Source organism: Lysinibacillus sphaericus, assembly GCF_005217585.1.
Classification (GTDB): domain Bacteria; phylum Bacillota; class Bacilli; order Bacillales_A; family Planococcaceae; genus Lysinibacillus; species Lysinibacillus sphaericus.
This window is the reverse complement of the sequence record NZ_SZPT01000002.1, coordinates 241,579-259,891: the sequence shown is the minus strand read 5'-3', so window position 1 is coordinate 259,891 and position 18,313 is coordinate 241,579. Positions and strand designations below refer to the sequence as shown.

Here is an 18,313-nt window from a genome sequence, read left to right as displayed (position 1 = left end):
AAACATAATTTCCGTGACACAATTACAATTATATAAAAGAAGAGGTTTACTTCCTCAACCTGAACACTTGAAACATACAAATTTATATGACGAAAATGAGATAATTGAGCTTCTTCCCTCACTTAATGTAAAAACAAATGAAGAGTTCGCTGAGAAGACAAGTGATAGTATCACGAGCGCCTATGACTTACTTAATCTAAATCAACAAAAGAAAATTTCCAAATATATAGATTATAGAAGTAAAGGTGGAGTAGTTAATTATAAAGGTTATACGAGTAAATATCAGGTTGCAAATAAAGAGGAATCACTAAAGGTTATGAAAGCGAAATTAAGTTCAGCTTTTGTCCTTATAATATCTGGTCGATGTGGTATAGAAGAAGATTTTCATAAAAATCCGCTTCATAAGAATAAAACACCAAAAACCTTTAATCCAGATGTATTAGATCTACTTTCAATACGAGTTGAGGATTCTTTTTATATTACATCAAAACGTAAAGGGAAAACGCAGATTAATTACTATCATCATTTAAAAGCATTTTATTATTATTTACTAGATGAATTAGAAGAGGAAGCACTTGATGATCCTAATGATTTTCGTTTATTTTCAAAACAAAAAAGAAATATAGAAAAGTTTTTAAATCAATTCCCTAAAAGGGAGGTTGATTTAAAGGAAAGTGAAATAAACCGTAAAATAAAGACATTTTTAACACGTGAACAAATGGTATTGGTTAAACAATTAATTTTGGAAGATATTAGATCGTATAATTCGATTAAATATGCGACCATGTGGCAATTAGCCAGTACTACGGGAGTTCGTCCTCAAGAGTTTCATAAACTTGAAATAAGTCATTTTCATTTAGATTGTGATGGATATCTTCAAACAGATAACGATGGTTGGGGTTTATTATCTCTACCTGCTGAAATTGCAAAGCAAGAGAGAAGCCCGTCTCATCCGATTTACCATACACCGATCCCTAGAGATACTGTGAAACAATTAAATCAATATATTTCTCGTTTATACATGCGTCAAGGAGAACATATATCAAGGGGTAAAGGTTATTTATTTAGAAAAAATGATGCTTTGCCGTTCTATAGATACAAAAAACCAATTCATTTTGGGTTTATCAATCGTTTACGTTCACGATTAGATTTTATTGATGATGCTAGTAAACAAGATTTCATTTTTAAAGCATCTCGGCACTCCTTAAACAATACAATAATGCGTACGTATATTAATACAGATACATCATTAAACGGATCAATTAAACAAACTGCTGCTGACCATCAATTACGACATAAACCAGCAAAAAGTGTCGGTGAGGAATATTATATGGCTGATATTGGAAAAGAACAATATTATCAAGTATTAGATGCAACAATTAATTTCCCATGGGATTTAGAAGAATTACGCAAATGGGAAGAGAATATGGGTTATAGAATCCCAGAAGCAATAAATATTGAAAAGATTACGCTGAATGAAGTATTTGATGAAGAAACTAAAGAATTGCAAGAACAACTATTAGTAATTGCGGAACAGTTACAAAACCTAAAAGAAAAACCAAAATCGATGACAGAACAACAATGGATTGCTTCTCGACAAAAACTTATAAAAATAAAGAACAGTATAACTTTTAAACTAAAAGGAGTATAAAATGCAGCTACAAGAACAGAAATTAGAATATTTAGAGGATGAATTCGTACACAGATTTCCTCTATTAAACAATATTGATGATGATCTACTTTTAACCCCAAAGAATATTGCGAATTTAATAGGGGTTCATGAAGAGACAGTTAGAAGATGGTGCCGGAAAGGCTATGTAAAAAGCGTAAGTCCTTTCGGTCGATACAAAATTCAAGGAGCAGATTTTAAAGCATTTGCATTTCAATGGTATTGTAATAAAATCATATAATAAAATACAAATAAACGCTTGGATTAGTATCCAAGCGTTTTACATTATGCTGTTTTCTCAAGGCCATAACATTAGTTACTCATTCAAAAAAGAGCGTATTCCTTTTTGAACAAAAGATTGTTCCTATCATACTACCAAACCATTTAATCTTCAGATCCACACCTGATTTGTTTAAGCAAGGTTAAAAGTGCTTGATTGTCTTATACACGTCCCATTACACCTTCTAGATAAACCACATCTTAATCGCTATTACTTTACCAAAAAGTCAAATAATGTCATACTATTGGCTCTATATATTCTCTCTTCTTGTTGAAGTTGATCTATACTTTTCTTCACTTCCCCCTTATTTTCTTGAAAATAAACGGGCTTAATCTGATTTAGTGATATTGTAAGTTCTTTCTCTGTTTGGTTATTTAAATCTCCATATGCTTTTTCTACTTGTTCAATAGCTAGCTGCGTTTGTTTTCCGCCTAAATGTTTCATCGTTTTTATTTCTGCTAAAATCATTTTTCTTTCTTCCTCTTCTTTTTGCCACCTTGATTCAACCTGGTCGAGGATACCAATCCATTTCTGTTCTAATTCAGACCGAAGCTTTTTCAAATGTTTTAGTAGTCGTACATCCTTTTTTTGCTCATTATCTATACTAATTTTCCATTGATTGATTTTATCCTCATACACCCGTTTATAAATCACTTCTTCCTGATTCTCTTTTTGACGGAGTGACGCTGCGAGTAATGTATTTAAGCGTTCCTTTCCTATCAATGCTTTTTCCGCGTCTCTATTTAAACTCTCAATACCGCTTTTATATTTCTTTTCATTTATCTTTTCGCGTTGTTCTGATAACATTTCCCGTTCTCTATCCCTCTGGTTGAACTTTCGAACTGCTTTCAATTGTCGGATTAATGTTAAGGGATCCAATTTCCCTTCATACATCAATCGTTCTTGTTCAATCTGATATGCCATGTCAAAATCAATACCATTCAATGAAATATTAGACAATCCCCCTTCTTCTTCATGTTCAAATCCTTCTCGTCCTTCGAAATCGCCTTTTTCCTGAACTGCTTTCTTTTTAGGCACATAATGATAATCTAATTCAACCAATTCCGTAGTTAATAACACTTCCACCAGATTTTCATGAGGAATACGGCTTATTCTATAGACATCCCCTTTACTGAAAACATCTTGCCTGATTAAAAAGAAATGACCTTCATAATTGACCACGATTATATATCCATACGCATCCATTAATTGATTGAAACTTTTAGGGTTTTCACTAACGGTAAATACACCATCTTCATCATATCGCAAAGAACGGACCTCATTAGAGAAAGTCCCATCTTCATGTTTTATCACTTCAGTAATCGTAGTCCCCGCATACTGTTTTCCTTTAAAGTAACTTTCTAAAATTAACACCCACGCTGTAGGGATACCCCCCATTGCATATGCCATTGTCCTTTTAGCAACAGTAGTTGTTTGAATATTATTACTCGCCTGAACTTCAACCACGATTTTTTCGTTCCCTGTAATTGCTTCGACGAACACATCCGCTCTCGGATTGTAATCAACATGGATACTTTTAAATACGCGTTCTAACTTTGGGATATATCCAGATTCCTTAAACAAGTTGTAAATTTTCAATTTCGTAATAGCATGTTCAAATGACTCAGGTAACGTACAATCCTTTTTATGAAAATGACTAAAACAATTGTTTTTATTACTATTTGCAACGAACTTCATATCCTCACCACAAGAAAAACATTTAAAACGACCTGAATTATGTTTCTTTAGCAAATCTCTCTCTTCTGAAGTCATTTTAGTTGATTGAAATAACCAAACCTCATCTCCTTCATACAGAAAGATCTCTCCTGTTTTATGTTGAACTCTTTTCCCTTCTTCATAAGGCAAATAAGCGTATAAAGACATTTATAAAATCCTCCTTATCGTTTAATAAAGTTCAGCTAAGTTAATATGTATTAATTAAACTTTTACAAATACTAATTCAGTCATTTTAAAATCATTAAGCAGCAAATCATTACAACTACCGTAGATGACACGATGTCTAAAATTAAAAAGCCGTACATTTGTTATACGACTTTTGCGTTACTTATATCATTCAAGATATACTTCGATAGTTCCTTTATTCTCACTCCAGTTTTTAAATCTCATTTTGTTGATTTAGTTTTCCCACATCTTTAATTTCTGTCATTACAATAATTCACCAAATAGATAATTCTATCTTTTAATGAGTTTAGATTACTTTCATCAGGATACTTTTTAGATAATCTGTTCAAAATTCGGATAATTTTTTTTAGTTCTTTTTTAGGAACAAAAAGCTTTCCAAAGGAATGAAGTTTTCTAAATTCTAATAAATTGATAAGATTACCATTTTGATGACAGTGATCACAAAACCATTCAGATGATTTAGAACTCATCTTTGCAGCATGCTGACAGTGGATACAAGGAAATTCTATCGTCTTAGAATACGGATGGTATATATAATCAATCTTTTGAGTTTTGAAGAATGAGAGATAAACATATTCGCTACTCATTAAGTAGTTGCTCCCACTTTAGCTTTACTTTAGAATTCCTCATAAACTGTTTAAAATCAGAGCCAGTGATAACGTATTTATTTCCAAATGAATAACTTGCGAGCTTTCCCTGTCTACACCATCGTCTTACGCTCTCAACATGCATGTTGAGTAATTTTGAAATGTCCTCAGGGTTAAGAATTGTATTATCTGGGACATCGAATAATTTATGAAGAGTTGTGTTTTTAGTCATTTTGAACCTCTCTTTTAGTTTTGATTTTAAAAGTCGGAACATGTGGATATTCAATACATGTTCCCTGTTCCTTATACTTCGTCCCAAGTACTCTTGATATAAACCTTTTTAGTTCCAAGAATATTGTTTTTTAAGGCTGCTTCCATAGACTGTGTTAGTTTATAACCATTTAACTGATACTCCCGATAGAATTTCCCCGAGCAACTAAGAGAACAAAATTTACTTTTGAGAAAGTACTTTTTCAATTGATACATATTCCTTTTATCAAAAGTTCTAGTTTTACCGCAATCAGGGCATTTATATAAAACAACATTTTTACCATATATATCACGACTAAGGCATTTTTTGATTAAATCACGTTTCCGATTTAAATACACAGGGGGATCCCATGAATATAACCATTTTGTAATAGCATGAACAGAAGCGGGGCCACCATAAGATAATGCAAAGGTGTTTTTATTCTTTCGTACAGTTACTGGGTTTACGCCTAATTCCGTTTCAAAAATATTTTTTATTTGCATCATCATCGTTTGGGTGCCACTAAAAGTTAACTGTGGCATCCCAGTAGACTTATTAATACTAATTGACCCATCCCCATCAAATACTCCTAAAATAAAAGGACGATGATCCCAGACCTGTTCTAGCGGGTATTTAAGTTTAAAGGTTTTTTGATTCTCTAGACCATATTTTAATAAATCCGAGTAAATGGTTTTACTGCCAAATGTGATTCTTGAATATTCCCTTCCCTTTGTATAATCAGGTTGAATTGGAGCTTCCGATTCAATTAAATTCTTGAGGTACTCTAAAATATAGGCATCTCTTTTTTGAATCTTAATTTTTAAACCAGCATGATTTTTTTCATCATATGAAAATACGTGACCGTCACTATAAATCCAACCAAGGAAATAGAGCTTTTCTAACGAATCTAACTTTTCGAAAAACTTTTCGTTTAAAGGATACTTTCTTGCCTTGTAAGTATAGCCTGCACTTACTAAATACCTTCTGATAACCCCATGAGTTGTGTTGTATTGTTGTGCTATTTCTCTTAAACTGAGTCCCTGTACTTGATGTAATTCGTTGAACTTTTCAATGTCTTTCTGATTAAATCTTTTGTTAAACATATTCTATCTCCCCTTCAAATGTTTGATATTAGCAATGTTGACAGGAAGATAGAAAAATATACTATCTTAATTAATTATTTCTTGAAGTTTCATATTTTTTACTAGTTTAAACCATAAAAAAGACCATCAAAATGATAGTCCTACCTCAACAAAGCCTTAAGTAAAATTTGAACAATATTTACTCTTCAGAAAGTTTATTGAGTTGTTTAATTTATAGATTTTCTTCATGTTCTATATTTGTAAACATCAACACCATCTGATGGTGTATCGGTAAGTGTTACTCGAAATAAGTTGTAAGGAGGCGATTGCGATTGTGCTTGTTTTCGAAAGTTACTACTTATTTTGTTAATTGCAATAATATTGTGTTTTAAGATATTTATTGCTAAAGCCGCTCTTTCAAATGCTTTATTGATAAGTACCATTCTTTTACTGATGAAGCATATAGCGTGCCAATTTAGGTAAACAGGGATTTGGCTTACATATCCTAGTATAATAAAAAAGACAGAGACTAACCTCTGCCGTTCCTTACTTAAAACACGAAAAAAAAACTGCATTACCAATAGTTAGATTGTGTCTAACAAATGGTGATGCAGTTCAGTATTTATATTGAAACTAAGGTATGTAAACAACTTTTAAATTTAATGTATTTCATCTTTTTACTGAGAATTTATAATATGATCGGGTTGAAACCATTGCTTTGGGCAAATTGATTCTAGCATATATTTGTAAAACTAAATCTAATGACTCATCCCCTACATCGCTAACCTTCTCTCGATTTATTTCTTCCAGAATACTCTTACTTTACTTTTTTCTGAAACCATTCTGCCACCACCATATACGAATCGGTTAAAACAATTTTTCAATTACTATATTGGTTTATAAAAATTTCACCCACACTTGAATAGAGTCCTCCAGATATTCTCTCTTGTAACCCCCTGTTGTGCTTTTAATTATTATATATTTCATTTTGTTCAACAATTAATTGAAGGACTTTTGGAAATTGTTCAGATAGGAGTGTTTCTTTCTTGTGGGCCATATATATCAAGCATTCCCATTTTAAAATAATTTAATATTAAAGCTGATGAATTGAATGATGAACGATTATTCATTAAACACATATGTATTAATTTTCTTTTAAAAGATTATACAAATCAGCATTAGAATTGTTCAAATAGATGTTTTGTTTTAAAATTACTTCTCTTGTTACATCCGTTTGAAGTTTTGACAAAATAGTGTTATTAATGTCTGTTAAAAAAAGAATATCTTTTACCATTTTGGCATCGAAAAATATATCTTTATAGCTAATATCTAGTCTTCTTAAATAAACTTCGTTATACATTAAAGCTAATACTATTTGCCTATTTAAAAACTTTTTATGAAAAGCGTACCTATTTTCAATACCAAACATTTCATCATACTCAGCTATGCGTTTGTTATCTGTTTTCTTTCTAGCTAAAAATTTTATCTCATAATTTTCATTTCTTCCTACAATTTGGCTGTAGTAATCTTGATCGCCTTCTTGAAATTCTCTTTTAAACACTCCTAATTCATCCAAATCTTCTAAGTAAGGATGAATGAAGCTGTCTATACTCACTTCATCCGCTCCTTTAATTCCTGAATTACAAGTATTACATGCCGGTATTAAATTATAAACAGATAAACTAAATAAAGGATGATTTGTTTTGGCTAATAAATGATCTAGTGCTGGTCTAATTTTAAATGTTTCATCTCCATCTTTCTTATATATAGTATGTGTAAATTGTGAGTTACAATAGACGCATACCGAATGATTTAATTCCATTGTATATTTATATGCACTCCATTCACTCTCTAAATAATCTTCTTGGCTAAAAGAATCGTAGTTAAAAATATATTTTAAGAAATCTGTTGTTAATTCTTTTGTCTTTATTAAACTAATACCTTCAGAATCCATAATTTGTTTATACATTTCATCTTCTAGCTCAAGCAATTTTTTGGGTTTAGAAATTATAATCTTTTTAAATTTTTCTTTCAAAAATTCAGCTAATAAAATACGGCTTCCTTTAGAAATATTAATAGATTTATCGGCATAATAATTTTTAGGATAATCCGCAGCAATGTATTTACAAATTTTACCGTAAGGTCTCTTTTTTAAATAATTTACATTAGAAAAATTTATTTGATGTGCATTTCCATGCGTTTTTTCATCAAATTTCCCGATACAATATTTTAAATGATCAATTAAAATCCGATTAGGTAAGTTAATTCTTTTCATTAATTTCACCTTCAATTCTCTCTACCATTTTTTTATAATACTCCAGTAATTCATGATTATTTTTTTTATGAAATGATTTAGAATTAAGATATTCCTCATTTTTCTGTTCTAGAAGACTTAGACACTTTTCTCTCACTAATGGTTCACCGATTATATTGAATGCATTGTAATAAAAATTATATTCTTTATTCGCTTCTTGAGGTGATTCATAAATTTGACGAATCCATTCATTTACTTTACTTTTTGCAAATTCCCCTGTTAAACCACCCTTAAGGAAAAAGGCGTTAGTATATAATTCTTGTATATTTGCAGCAAAAGTTCTGTGTAAGTTTAATTCTTTTACAACATCTGAGATTTTTTCATCTGAAAGTATTTGAATTGCGTAATCTGGTAAATCTGATACAATAAACGGCGAATGTGAAGTCAATATTATTTGCATTTTATTTTTTTTAAATAGTTGGTTTAACGTCTCAATTAAAATATTCAAATAATTTTTTTGCCATTGTGGATGAAAATAAAGTTCTCCTTCATCAATAATTAATATAATATCTTCGTTTTTTTCCACCATAGTACTAGCTTTATATAATCTACTTAAAAAACTAATAAAAGATACTTCACCGCTACTTAAGTTCCTCCAATTATATTTAAATATTTTCTCATTAGGATAAGTTGTGAAAAAATTTAACAAAGCTTTATTTTCTAGGTCTATATTTTTTTCAAAGAAATTGATTTCATTTATAACTTTCGTTGCTAAATCTATTTTGTTATTAATATTTTTTATTTTAGTTTCAACAATATCATATAAAAATACCGGTAAATTTTCCTTATTGAAACCACTTGATTCATCTGGGAAAAATTCTATATCTAAATATTCTTCATCATAATCATCATATTCATAATATTTGTCATTTAGATTATTGTCTTTGTCTTCTATAAAGCTATCAAATTCATAATCAGAATTAAAATGCATATCAATAAAATTATTCAAATCTTCAATTTTTTTCACTTTATCATATTCATCATTTAAATAATTGTCTTTTATAAAGCTATCAAATTCATAATCAGAATCAAAATGCATATCAATAAAATTATTCAAATCTTCATTTTTTTTCACTTCATCATCTTTATCATTTAAATAATTGTCTTTGACTTCTATAAAGCTATCAAATTCATAATCAGAATCAAAATGCATATCAATAAAACTATTCAAATCTTCATTTTTTTTCACTTCATCTATTTCTTTAGTTAGATCAATGAAATCAATATACAAGTCATTTTTATCCTTACTAAAAGAATATTTATACAACTCTGTTTTTAAAAAATCTTTTGAGGCGAGAAAGAGGTTAGAAAGTCCTTTTTTTAATAAATGTACTTTTTTCCATTTTTTATATTCATGTTTTATTTCGTTAGAATTAAAATTCAAGTCATATGTAATAGATTTAATAATTCCTATTTCATCTGGAGTTAATAATGTAGTTTGAAAACTATTATGAAATAAAATATTTTCTGTAAATTCCAATATTTTTTCTTTATTATAAACCAGGATATAAAAGTTATTTAATATGAGATCTATTTCTAAAATAAAATCTTTCTTAAGGGCTTCTATATCTAAAATTATATTGTTATGTAATAAATCATAGATCTTGTCTCTTAATTGCGAAAAAAAGTCATCTATTTCAGAATCGCTTAAATCTCTTAAATGTGGTTCTATATTTTCGAATAATAGATTTATTTTTTCATCATTTATATCAAAACTACCTAGATTCAAAATTTCACTCGATGTTAATAGTTCTATAAAATCATCAAGCCACTCCAAGTAATTTGAAGAGTAATGATATTCAACTAACTGTTTATAGAGGATTTTTTCATCCGTATTAATTGTTTCTTTTATGTTTAATTTTAAGCCTTTAGTACTGTAAAACTCAATTAACTCCTTTACAGATTTTATCTTTTCTTTAAGATTCAAATGTATAGTAATACTTTCTGGTGGTTGAAGATACTTATTAACTTTTAATTGTTCCTTATATAAAATCATAAATTCAATATGTTTATGTGTCTCGTCATCTTTCAATTCTTTTAATGAAAATTGTTTTTCATGATAATTATCTAACAAAGAATTAGTTGATAAATTAATCATACTCCTTGTGGATTTAAATATATTATTACCATCAAAAACATTTGAATCATAAATGAATTTTGTTCTATTAAATATATAAGAAATATTCTTATAACTTACTTTTAAATTTGTTTTGAATACTCTGCTAATGTTAGTTAAAATATAATTTTCATCTTTATGACTATCGTAAGTATTTATAAAATACTCCGTATTTAATAATTCCTTTTCGCTTAATAAATTTATTATTTTTCTTATCATATTTGTTTTACCAGAACCATTCTTCCCTACTAGTGCATTAATATTGTAAATATTACTCCCAAATAAATCTTTTATATATCTAGTATTCAGTCTCTTATTAAATGTATATTTATTCGTATTCAAATCGATATTATATCTATGACTTAAATTAAGTTCTATAATTTTTTTTGTTTGTTTATCTTTTATATAGATATAATCAATAATCATTTTTTTAGCCTCCGTAGTTGTTTTCCCCTATAAATATTACTAATCGATTAAAATTCTAAATCAAATTGCATTAAATTTTTAAACCCATAAAATTGATGGATTAGAAATGAACATTTATATTATGACATCACTTTTAAAAGATATTGTTAATATAGCTCTAAAAAAGATTTGAAGTTATGACTTTTAATTGCTTCAAATTAAATTTTTATATACTAATTTAATCATATTTTAGGTTTATAATTCCATTTTTATGTGTTAATTTTTAAATTAAAGGATTATATTTTATTTATCTAATTTGCACAATTTGAGATAAATAGTAAAATTTCAACCTTAGTAATCTCCTTATTCTTCACATGTGCTAATGAGTAGGTCTTAACAGGTTCGAATCCTGAACAGCACACCAACTAAAAAAAGGAGGTAGTAAAGAAATGACGCATTCTTACAAGACGCAATCAGTAGCAGTAATAGGACCAGCACGTACTGGTAAAAGCTCACTAATCTCAATGTTCTCAGCAAATGAGCGTGAAATTCGCCGTAGTATCTCAGGTGAAGGCTTAGACAAAACTAAAAGCCTAATGCGCTTAGTAGTGCATCGCGAGATGATTGCAGAAGAATCTAAGGTACATCTTACTATAAACAATGATTTTAAAAACTTAGAGGATACAAACCCTGAATTACATAGTCGAATTGTCGAAGCAGAAGAAGTAATTAAAAGTTCTGCGAGCTTACATGAAAAGATCAAACATTTGGTAGCTGTTGAAGGATTAAAATGGAGCCTTATTACTGAGATGTCTGATTGGGCAAAAGAAGTAATCAGTGAAGATGTATCAACTCTAGTAATCTACGACACTGAAGGTGTGGGATTAGATAACAATCCTTATATCCCTATAGTAGATAATTATTTGCTTATCGTATCGAGCAAGAACCGTTCAGAATTAAGTAACTGTTTAAAAACTTTAGAGGACTACTTAATCTCTAGTAAAGTTACTTACCTATTTGCCACTGTAAATTCGGAATATGAGGATAACGAGGAGTTCTTAGACTACAAACGTGAACAAGTAGACACGATTATGAATGAAATTCAGAGTAAAGTAATTAACGAATTGATACCCTATGAAGCGATGGAGCAGCTTGATGCTTATAGATTAAGTTCGAACTACATCGTTTATCCTAAATTCAAGGATACTATACGCGAGAACGGTAAAATTGTAAAAGGAGTAGCTTCTGCAGTCGAAGCATCTAAAGGTGAGTTCAAGTTAGAAAGGTTTACTAAGGACTTGAAAATTAAGCTATCTAACCCTGATAACTTAAACAAGAAGCTAGAGGAATTGAAATCATTGAGCGATGAAGAACGCAACAATGTAATAGAATCTATTAAAGTAGTTCTATTTGGTGGCCTCAAGTATGACACTGATAAACCGATAAACAATGAACCTCTTGCTCTTGAGAAGATAGAGTATCTCCTTATTACTGATGGGGATGAAGATATCCCTTATGTACAAGTTGCTAAGTGTATTACTAAAGGTCGAACTAAGACTTACGACTATACGTTACTACCATATACAATCCCAGAATACTTGAAGAATGACGCTAAAGATGTAGCAAATGTTCTCAAGCATCAATTGGAAAATATGTACAAAAATAACCACAACTTTGAAGCAGGCATGCTAGTTTTAATTGTACGAGACCTTATGGCCCATGACCAAAACTTTGACCCTGTGCAACACGGCCATCATTGGGATGAATTTCCACGAAATCTACAATCTATCTATTCACGTCTCTACACTCCTCTCCTCGTATCAGAGGATGATAACCATAACTATGTAGAAAAACTTCAAATGTATGGTATTGAAAGTGGCTCATGGAATTATACCACTAGCGGAGAATATATATCGAGAATACGTGAAACAGTTCTACTCGCTAATAACTTATATCAGACAGAATTCTTTGGAGCAAATAATATAGAGGAATTAATTCGAAACTACGCAATTAGTGCTTACCGAATTGCTATTGCGATTCAAGTATTCTCATCACAAGGTCTTAGCTTGTTTGAAGAACAAAAAGTGTAACAAATTAAAGCAGGGTAATTGAATTACCCTGCTCAGACTGTAGACAAACCTCAAAATTTGAGTTTGTTTACAGTTTTTTTTTGAAAAATAAGTAACTAGATGAAAAAAGCTACGTTAAATACCTTTTAGCGGACGTGGCTCAATCCACTTGGAACCCCGTATTCATCCATCTATATTGTTAAAAAACGTCAGTGGAGTACTAAAAATGAAGGATGGTGAAAACTCTAATCTTACATATTTCAGTATAAACGAGCTACCAAATTATTTTGAGAGGAGAACTAAAATGTTATTAGATCATTTTGAAGATAAATGGTGGAATTAAGGTGTTTCTTTTGTCAATGATTCTCTTTAAATAGCAAAGAGCATACTTTCATAATAGCATGCTCTCATCATTTTCTATTGGGGTAATCTCTCTTAACCATAGTACCTGGCATCTACTAATGGCTCAAATCTATCCTTTTCTACCAACTGGGACAAGGCTAATACCTGAACAGGCAGCCTCACTTAAAAGGCGTCAGTCTTATTCACAGGCTGAGCATCAAGTGACAAATGAACTTATGAATGTTTTCATGAGGCTAACAAAAATCTCTTTAGCTCGATAAAATCCCATTTGGTCCAAGGCATCTCACTAATGCTAAATCCCACAGTTCCATTACCTACAACTGATTGATCTATAAATTGATACCCACCTTCTTTTCCCCTTTTACCTAGCCATTATTTCATTACTTAAAAATCTTATTGATCCAATTCTCATCTCAAACATTTTATCCCACAGATTCAAACTTTCATTAGCAATCAACTTTAACGAATCATCTTCACTTTTATAAGTCTCATCATATAAACCAACTATAAGTTTTGAAAGTGATTCGTCAAACCCCCAATTTTCCGAATCAGAAATTGTAAAATTATCAATCAAATGATTACTCAAAACAACTATAATCTCATGATATTCAATTAACGACTTATTCTCCTCTTCTAAGTATCGGACAAAAGAATAAAGTAATCTTCTACTCACTTTAGATTGCATTATTTTAGTTAAAAACTCGTAGTCTCTATTTAATCTTATTAGATTGTCATAAAATAATTTTGAAAAAGCAATTTCAAAATCGAAATCTAGCTCTTTAAATGCTATAAGAATTTGTTTGCAACGTTCATTATATTCATCTTTATTAAAATAAATAATAACCATTTCTAAAAAAGACTCCGCTTGATTCTGACTAAATATATTTATGTCTGCTACTATGTCTTTAAACTCACCATATATTAAATTCATTTCAGCAAGAGTATATGCTCCAACTTTTATTAAGTCTTTATCATCTGAGTAAAAACATTTTAATATAGTCTCTAAAACTGCTTCACGATTTTGACCGTAGGAGAAGAAGAAAATGTCCCTAAAATTGTAATGTCCCGCAAATCTATAATCTTCCTTATATAATTCTAATATTTTATTTAAAGCCCATTCCTTTTCTATATTAATTACTGGGCGTAATGTAAAAATAGAAGCTAATTTCACTGCTGGGTTTGGATCTATGGTAAGTTGATTTATTGTTGTTTTAAATAAACTATAGTATGATTTATCTCCCCATAATAAATGTTCTATGGCTCTCGCTGCATACCCCCTTACACAATTAATAGAATTGCTATAGAGTAAATCAAAACTTCGCATTTCTTTATCTTCTGTAGTTGTAACAACTGGCTTTTCTAAACTAGGATTATTATGATTGACGGCAATTTCCATTAGCATTTTTAGCGTTTCATCAGACCAACCAACATTTTCTGATTTCTCTATAATTCTACAAATATTTTGCGCTCTATAAGAATTATAATCACTCGGAAATTCTTTAAACAGATCCTCTAATAAATATATAGATATTTCAGTTATATCACAGCTAGTTAAACCATTATACAATGCATCTATAAACTGCTCATTTACAATTTCCTTGTTATTTAAAACTATATCAATCATTTCTAACGGGCTTTTTCTAACAGCTTCAGCAAAACTACTAGCAAATTGACGAATTGAACTTTCAACGAATCCGCCTGATACTTCTTTCCAACGTTCTTTTGTATTAAATTCAACTTTACATTTCGTTATAATCCCCAACCAATTTCGAGATGAAAGTAACTTTCCACTAACAGGAGAGGTAACAAATCCTCCATGCCCTAAATGATATTTATACCTGGTATTCTGTCCATTAAATCTTCTTTTTAAAACCTTTAATAAGTCTTCAGCTTGCTTAGTTATCCTATCTTTAGGCAATACAGAGAGTAGTTCTAATTGTAAATCTCCCCAAAAACTCCAATAAGCTCTTTCTCCTTTATTTTCTTTGTTATACTCAATTCTGCTCTTTAAATAATCCTTTGCATTTTTTGGTACATAACTAATAATCGAATCTTCTAGATTAGCAAATAATGAATTATTACAGTTCATCGAATGTTTTTGTATAATTTTTTTTACTAGAGAAAGTACATCTCCGTCCCCAGCAGTCCGAATAAAAATTCGATTTTTAAAATTTTTACATATAAAATCAATAACATAATCACTAAAATCTTCATTAAAATTAAATAACGCATCTAAAATTAATTCATTAACAACGTCATTAGAAGTAACACTTAATTCATTAATTATTTGTAGAGACTTTTTGGGATTAGTTTTAATTATAGATTTGTTTGCCTTCTTTAGAATTTTTACAATAATTCTTTCTATACTGATTTTATTATGCTTTGCCGACCACTCACTAAATTCATAAATTGGACCTACTTCTTTAGGAATATACTTGATTAACTCCCTTAAAACCTCTTCACCATTTCTGATTAAGAAATCATTATCTTCTAAAAAAATTTCCTCCTCAAATTTTTTGAATTTATGGGTATTATTTCTTAATTTATTTTCTAATAAAAATGCTAAATATTTTATTGTTCTATACTCATGTTTTTTTATATCTGATGTAAAATCCATATAATAGTGATTTAAATCTGGATAGGTCTCGTAAAGTTTTAATCTCAACTCAAACATTTCATCAACGTCTTTAGACAAATCATAAGGAAAACAAGCAGCAAATCTTCTAGCATATTCTTCTGAAACAAAAATATATTGTTTAATTAAGTCAATATCCTCAGAGTCATATTGAGGGCTAACACTAGCAATTAGATGAATTGCATAATCTTTATTTTCTCTATCTTCTAACCATTTTCGTATAATCCCGTTATTTAAAAGCAGCTTATAATATTGAACTTTTGAATAGATAACATTATTTAATAGATGGTCCTTCCATTCACTATTTTCACAATATGACAAAATAAACCTTTGAATATTTAAATTTAAAACTTCAATATCTCTCATTATTTCCAAAAATACATATTTGTTAAAAAATCTGATTTTTTTATCTTTTAATAACTGTGTTCCAACGTTTATAAAATCTGCACTGTCAGTTTCTAATAGTGATTGCATTAACATTTGAAGTTGATATCTTTTAGCAGGTGTTTGCAACTCTTTACTTCCCAAAATCTCACTCATTGGAATACCTTCGAAATATCTATGAAGCATTTTTTCAGATAATAAATAATCTAATATAGATTGGTGTGCAAATGAAATTTTATTACCTGATATATTTATGAATCCACTTGATGATAGGAAATCTAATTCATTCTTATTACCGTTAAATAGAATTTTAGGTACATATATTCTTTCAAGTTCTGAAAACTTATTAACTAAATCTTGTTTGAAATTATTTAATTCCTTCTGTGAAAGCCCTAATTTAGAATATCCATCTAACATTTGTTCCCACCAGTGTTCAATTAAATGATTAGTTGTTAAACATTCATCATAAGTTTTTTTGTTATCCAGCTGTCCCCAAATAAATAAGTTACTCGGGATTTTCAGTAGACTTTGTAGTTTAAGAGTTAAGGTTTGATATCTTTCACCAATAATATTCTCTACTTCTTGTCTTTCCAACTCACCGATTTTAACTTTATGCCATTTAATTAATGATGATTGATTATCCTCTTTGAATAAACCTCGGATATTGTTATCACTTTCTAGATCAAGGGTTCTACATACCATAACAACAGATATTTTATTCGTTCTTTCCCTATTTAAATAAGTGACTTGTTCAATTATTTCTGAGCATACTAGTAATGCCCCCTTTGAGTGAGCTTGGGTCCACCTTAATGCATCTAGCTGATCTAGTATTAATACAGCTTTATCATTTTTTGATAGACTATGTAAACAATGTGCAATTGAATCTGGAAATCCTAATTCTTCTCCCCACAATTTAGCATTGTTACTAGGTACACGTTTGTCCAATTTAATTGCTAAATAAGAAATAGCTTTTGATTCACAGTATTGAATGATCGCTTCTGTGGTTCCACTTTTGCCCATCCCAGCTTTACCATGGATAATCAAAGAGTCATTATCATCTATCAATCTATAACATTGTTTATAACTCTCTCTTTCAAAGAATAAATTATTTAATGGTGTAAAAATTCTTTTATACTCTCTATTCAATTCAACTATTCTTGGACCTATTCTTCTATCAAGTGAAAGATTTTTAAATTGTAGATTATTCTCAACAGAAAATTTATGAATTAAACCCATATTTATTCTTTTGCCTAAAATATCTCCATCTATAATCCAACCTATAAATTGAGCATATATAGCTTTCTCATCACCGGAGAATAAGTAAGAAATCTTTTGGAGAATAATTTCTTTTAAATATGTGTCTGGAATCTGATGAAACAAAATTTTCTTCAGATAGTTTAGAGATTTTTCAATATCACAACTTTTAGCAACATCTAAATCCATAGAATCACAGAAGTTTTTGTAAAATTTTTGAAATTTAACACTTGAAGTCATGATTTGGTGCTTATAAAAATCATCTGTACTTTCACTCGAATTATTAACCCTTTTTAATAGATCCTCTAAATTTTGAAAAGCTAAAGGTGTAACAAGCGATACGTAGATATCTTCTTCTCTATCTAATTGTTCTTTCCAATTTACAAATATATTTTTTGAATTTGCTGATCCAAAATCCCAACTATCTTTACTTCCATTTCTACCTTTACATTGTTGCCCCTCTTTACTGCCATCCTTTTTTCCTATCCAAATATCAACACCTTTTTCATCATCACCAATTGCCTCTAAAACTAAATAATCTATCTTCTCTTCGATTACTTCTAATATTTTCAAAATAGTAACTTTTATTTCATATCTATTTCCTTCTTTATCTGCTCTTCCACCGATTTCATATGGCATTTTTAATCCCCCATCACTAGTATTTATTTCCTATATTTTACATGACACGACATATAAAACAAAACCCACCTCGATTGCTAACAATAAATTAAGTTTGAAATAGTTTATTTTATCTCTTCGAATATAAAAGAGTTAAAGCTATACTATTTCAAATCTTAAGAAATGAGGTAATTCTATAAGACAAATTAGCACTGTATTTAATCACTTAAATATAAAAATTATTATCGTACTATAGAGAAATACTATATTCATTTGCATGAGGAAATGTTTAAAAAACGTTCTGGAGTACTATCAAATTTAACTTATAATAATTAACAACAGAGCTTACTATGTAAGCTCTGTC

Annotated in this window: 10 protein-coding genes; 3 read left to right on the top strand and 7 right to left on the bottom strand. The window is 29.6% G+C overall.

All coding sequences use genetic code 11. The features are described from left to right. Positions 1–13: 13 nt before the first annotated feature. On the top strand, positions 14–1,651 hold the full coding sequence (locus tag FC748_RS06865; RefSeq protein WP_137102292.1) for a hypothetical protein: 1,638 nt from the start codon (positions 14–16) through the stop codon (positions 1,649–1,651). A gap of 1 nt (position 1,652) precedes the next feature. Continuing rightward, a complete protein-coding gene (locus tag FC748_RS06860; RefSeq protein WP_108030845.1) occupies positions 1,653–1,910 on the top strand; it encodes a helix-turn-helix domain-containing protein in 258 nt (85 codons plus the stop codon). A 249-nt stretch (positions 1,911–2,159) separates the two neighbouring features. Here FC748_RS06860 and FC748_RS06855 read toward each other — a convergent pair whose 3' ends face one another. The 6 genes from FC748_RS06855 to FC748_RS06830 form a co-directional block, all read right to left on the bottom strand. Continuing rightward, positions 2,160–3,833: a competence protein CoiA family protein gene (locus FC748_RS06855; protein ID WP_108030844.1), complete on the bottom strand. Its 1,674-nt coding sequence runs from the start codon at positions 3,831–3,833 to the stop codon at positions 2,160–2,162. 269 nt (positions 3,834–4,102) lie between these two features. After that, positions 4,103–4,459: a hypothetical protein gene (locus FC748_RS06850; protein ID WP_108030843.1), complete on the bottom strand. Its 357-nt coding sequence runs from the start codon at positions 4,457–4,459 to the stop codon at positions 4,103–4,105. Next, the gene (locus FC748_RS22545; protein ID WP_167492646.1) at positions 4,452–4,691 is read right to left on the bottom strand and encodes a helix-turn-helix domain-containing protein; all 240 of its coding nucleotides are present in this window, start codon (positions 4,689–4,691) and stop codon (positions 4,452–4,454) included. The genes FC748_RS06850 and FC748_RS22545 overlap by 8 nt, the downstream gene beginning before the upstream one ends. A gap of 71 nt (positions 4,692–4,762) precedes the next feature. Further along, positions 4,763–5,812 carry a hypothetical protein gene (locus FC748_RS06840; RefSeq protein WP_108030841.1) on the bottom strand — a complete coding sequence of 350 codons (1,050 nt, stop codon included), beginning with the start codon at positions 5,810–5,812 and terminating at the stop codon, positions 4,763–4,765. A gap of 1,123 nt (positions 5,813–6,935) precedes the next feature. Beyond that, positions 6,936–8,066, bottom strand: a complete 1,131-nt coding sequence (locus FC748_RS06835; protein ID WP_108030840.1) for a hypothetical protein — start codon at positions 8,064–8,066, stop codon at positions 6,936–6,938. After that, complete coding sequence (locus FC748_RS06830) at positions 8,053–10,647, bottom strand: AAA family ATPase (RefSeq protein WP_137102291.1); 2,595 nt, start codon at positions 10,645–10,647, stop codon at positions 8,053–8,055. The genes FC748_RS06835 and FC748_RS06830 overlap by 14 nt, the downstream gene beginning before the upstream one ends. A 428-nt stretch (positions 10,648–11,075) precedes the next feature. Between FC748_RS06830 and FC748_RS06825 the strand changes: the two genes are divergently transcribed. Next, a complete protein-coding gene (locus FC748_RS06825) occupies positions 11,076–12,716 on the top strand; it encodes a hypothetical protein (protein WP_108030375.1) in 1,641 nt (546 codons plus the stop codon). Positions 12,717–13,419: 703 nt separating this feature from the next. On the opposite strand, the gene FC748_RS06820 is transcribed toward FC748_RS06825, so the two are convergent. Continuing rightward, complete coding sequence (locus FC748_RS06820) at positions 13,420–17,970, bottom strand: NACHT domain-containing protein (protein WP_108030374.1); 4,551 nt, start codon at positions 17,968–17,970, stop codon at positions 13,420–13,422. Positions 17,971–18,313 lie beyond the last annotated feature (343 nt).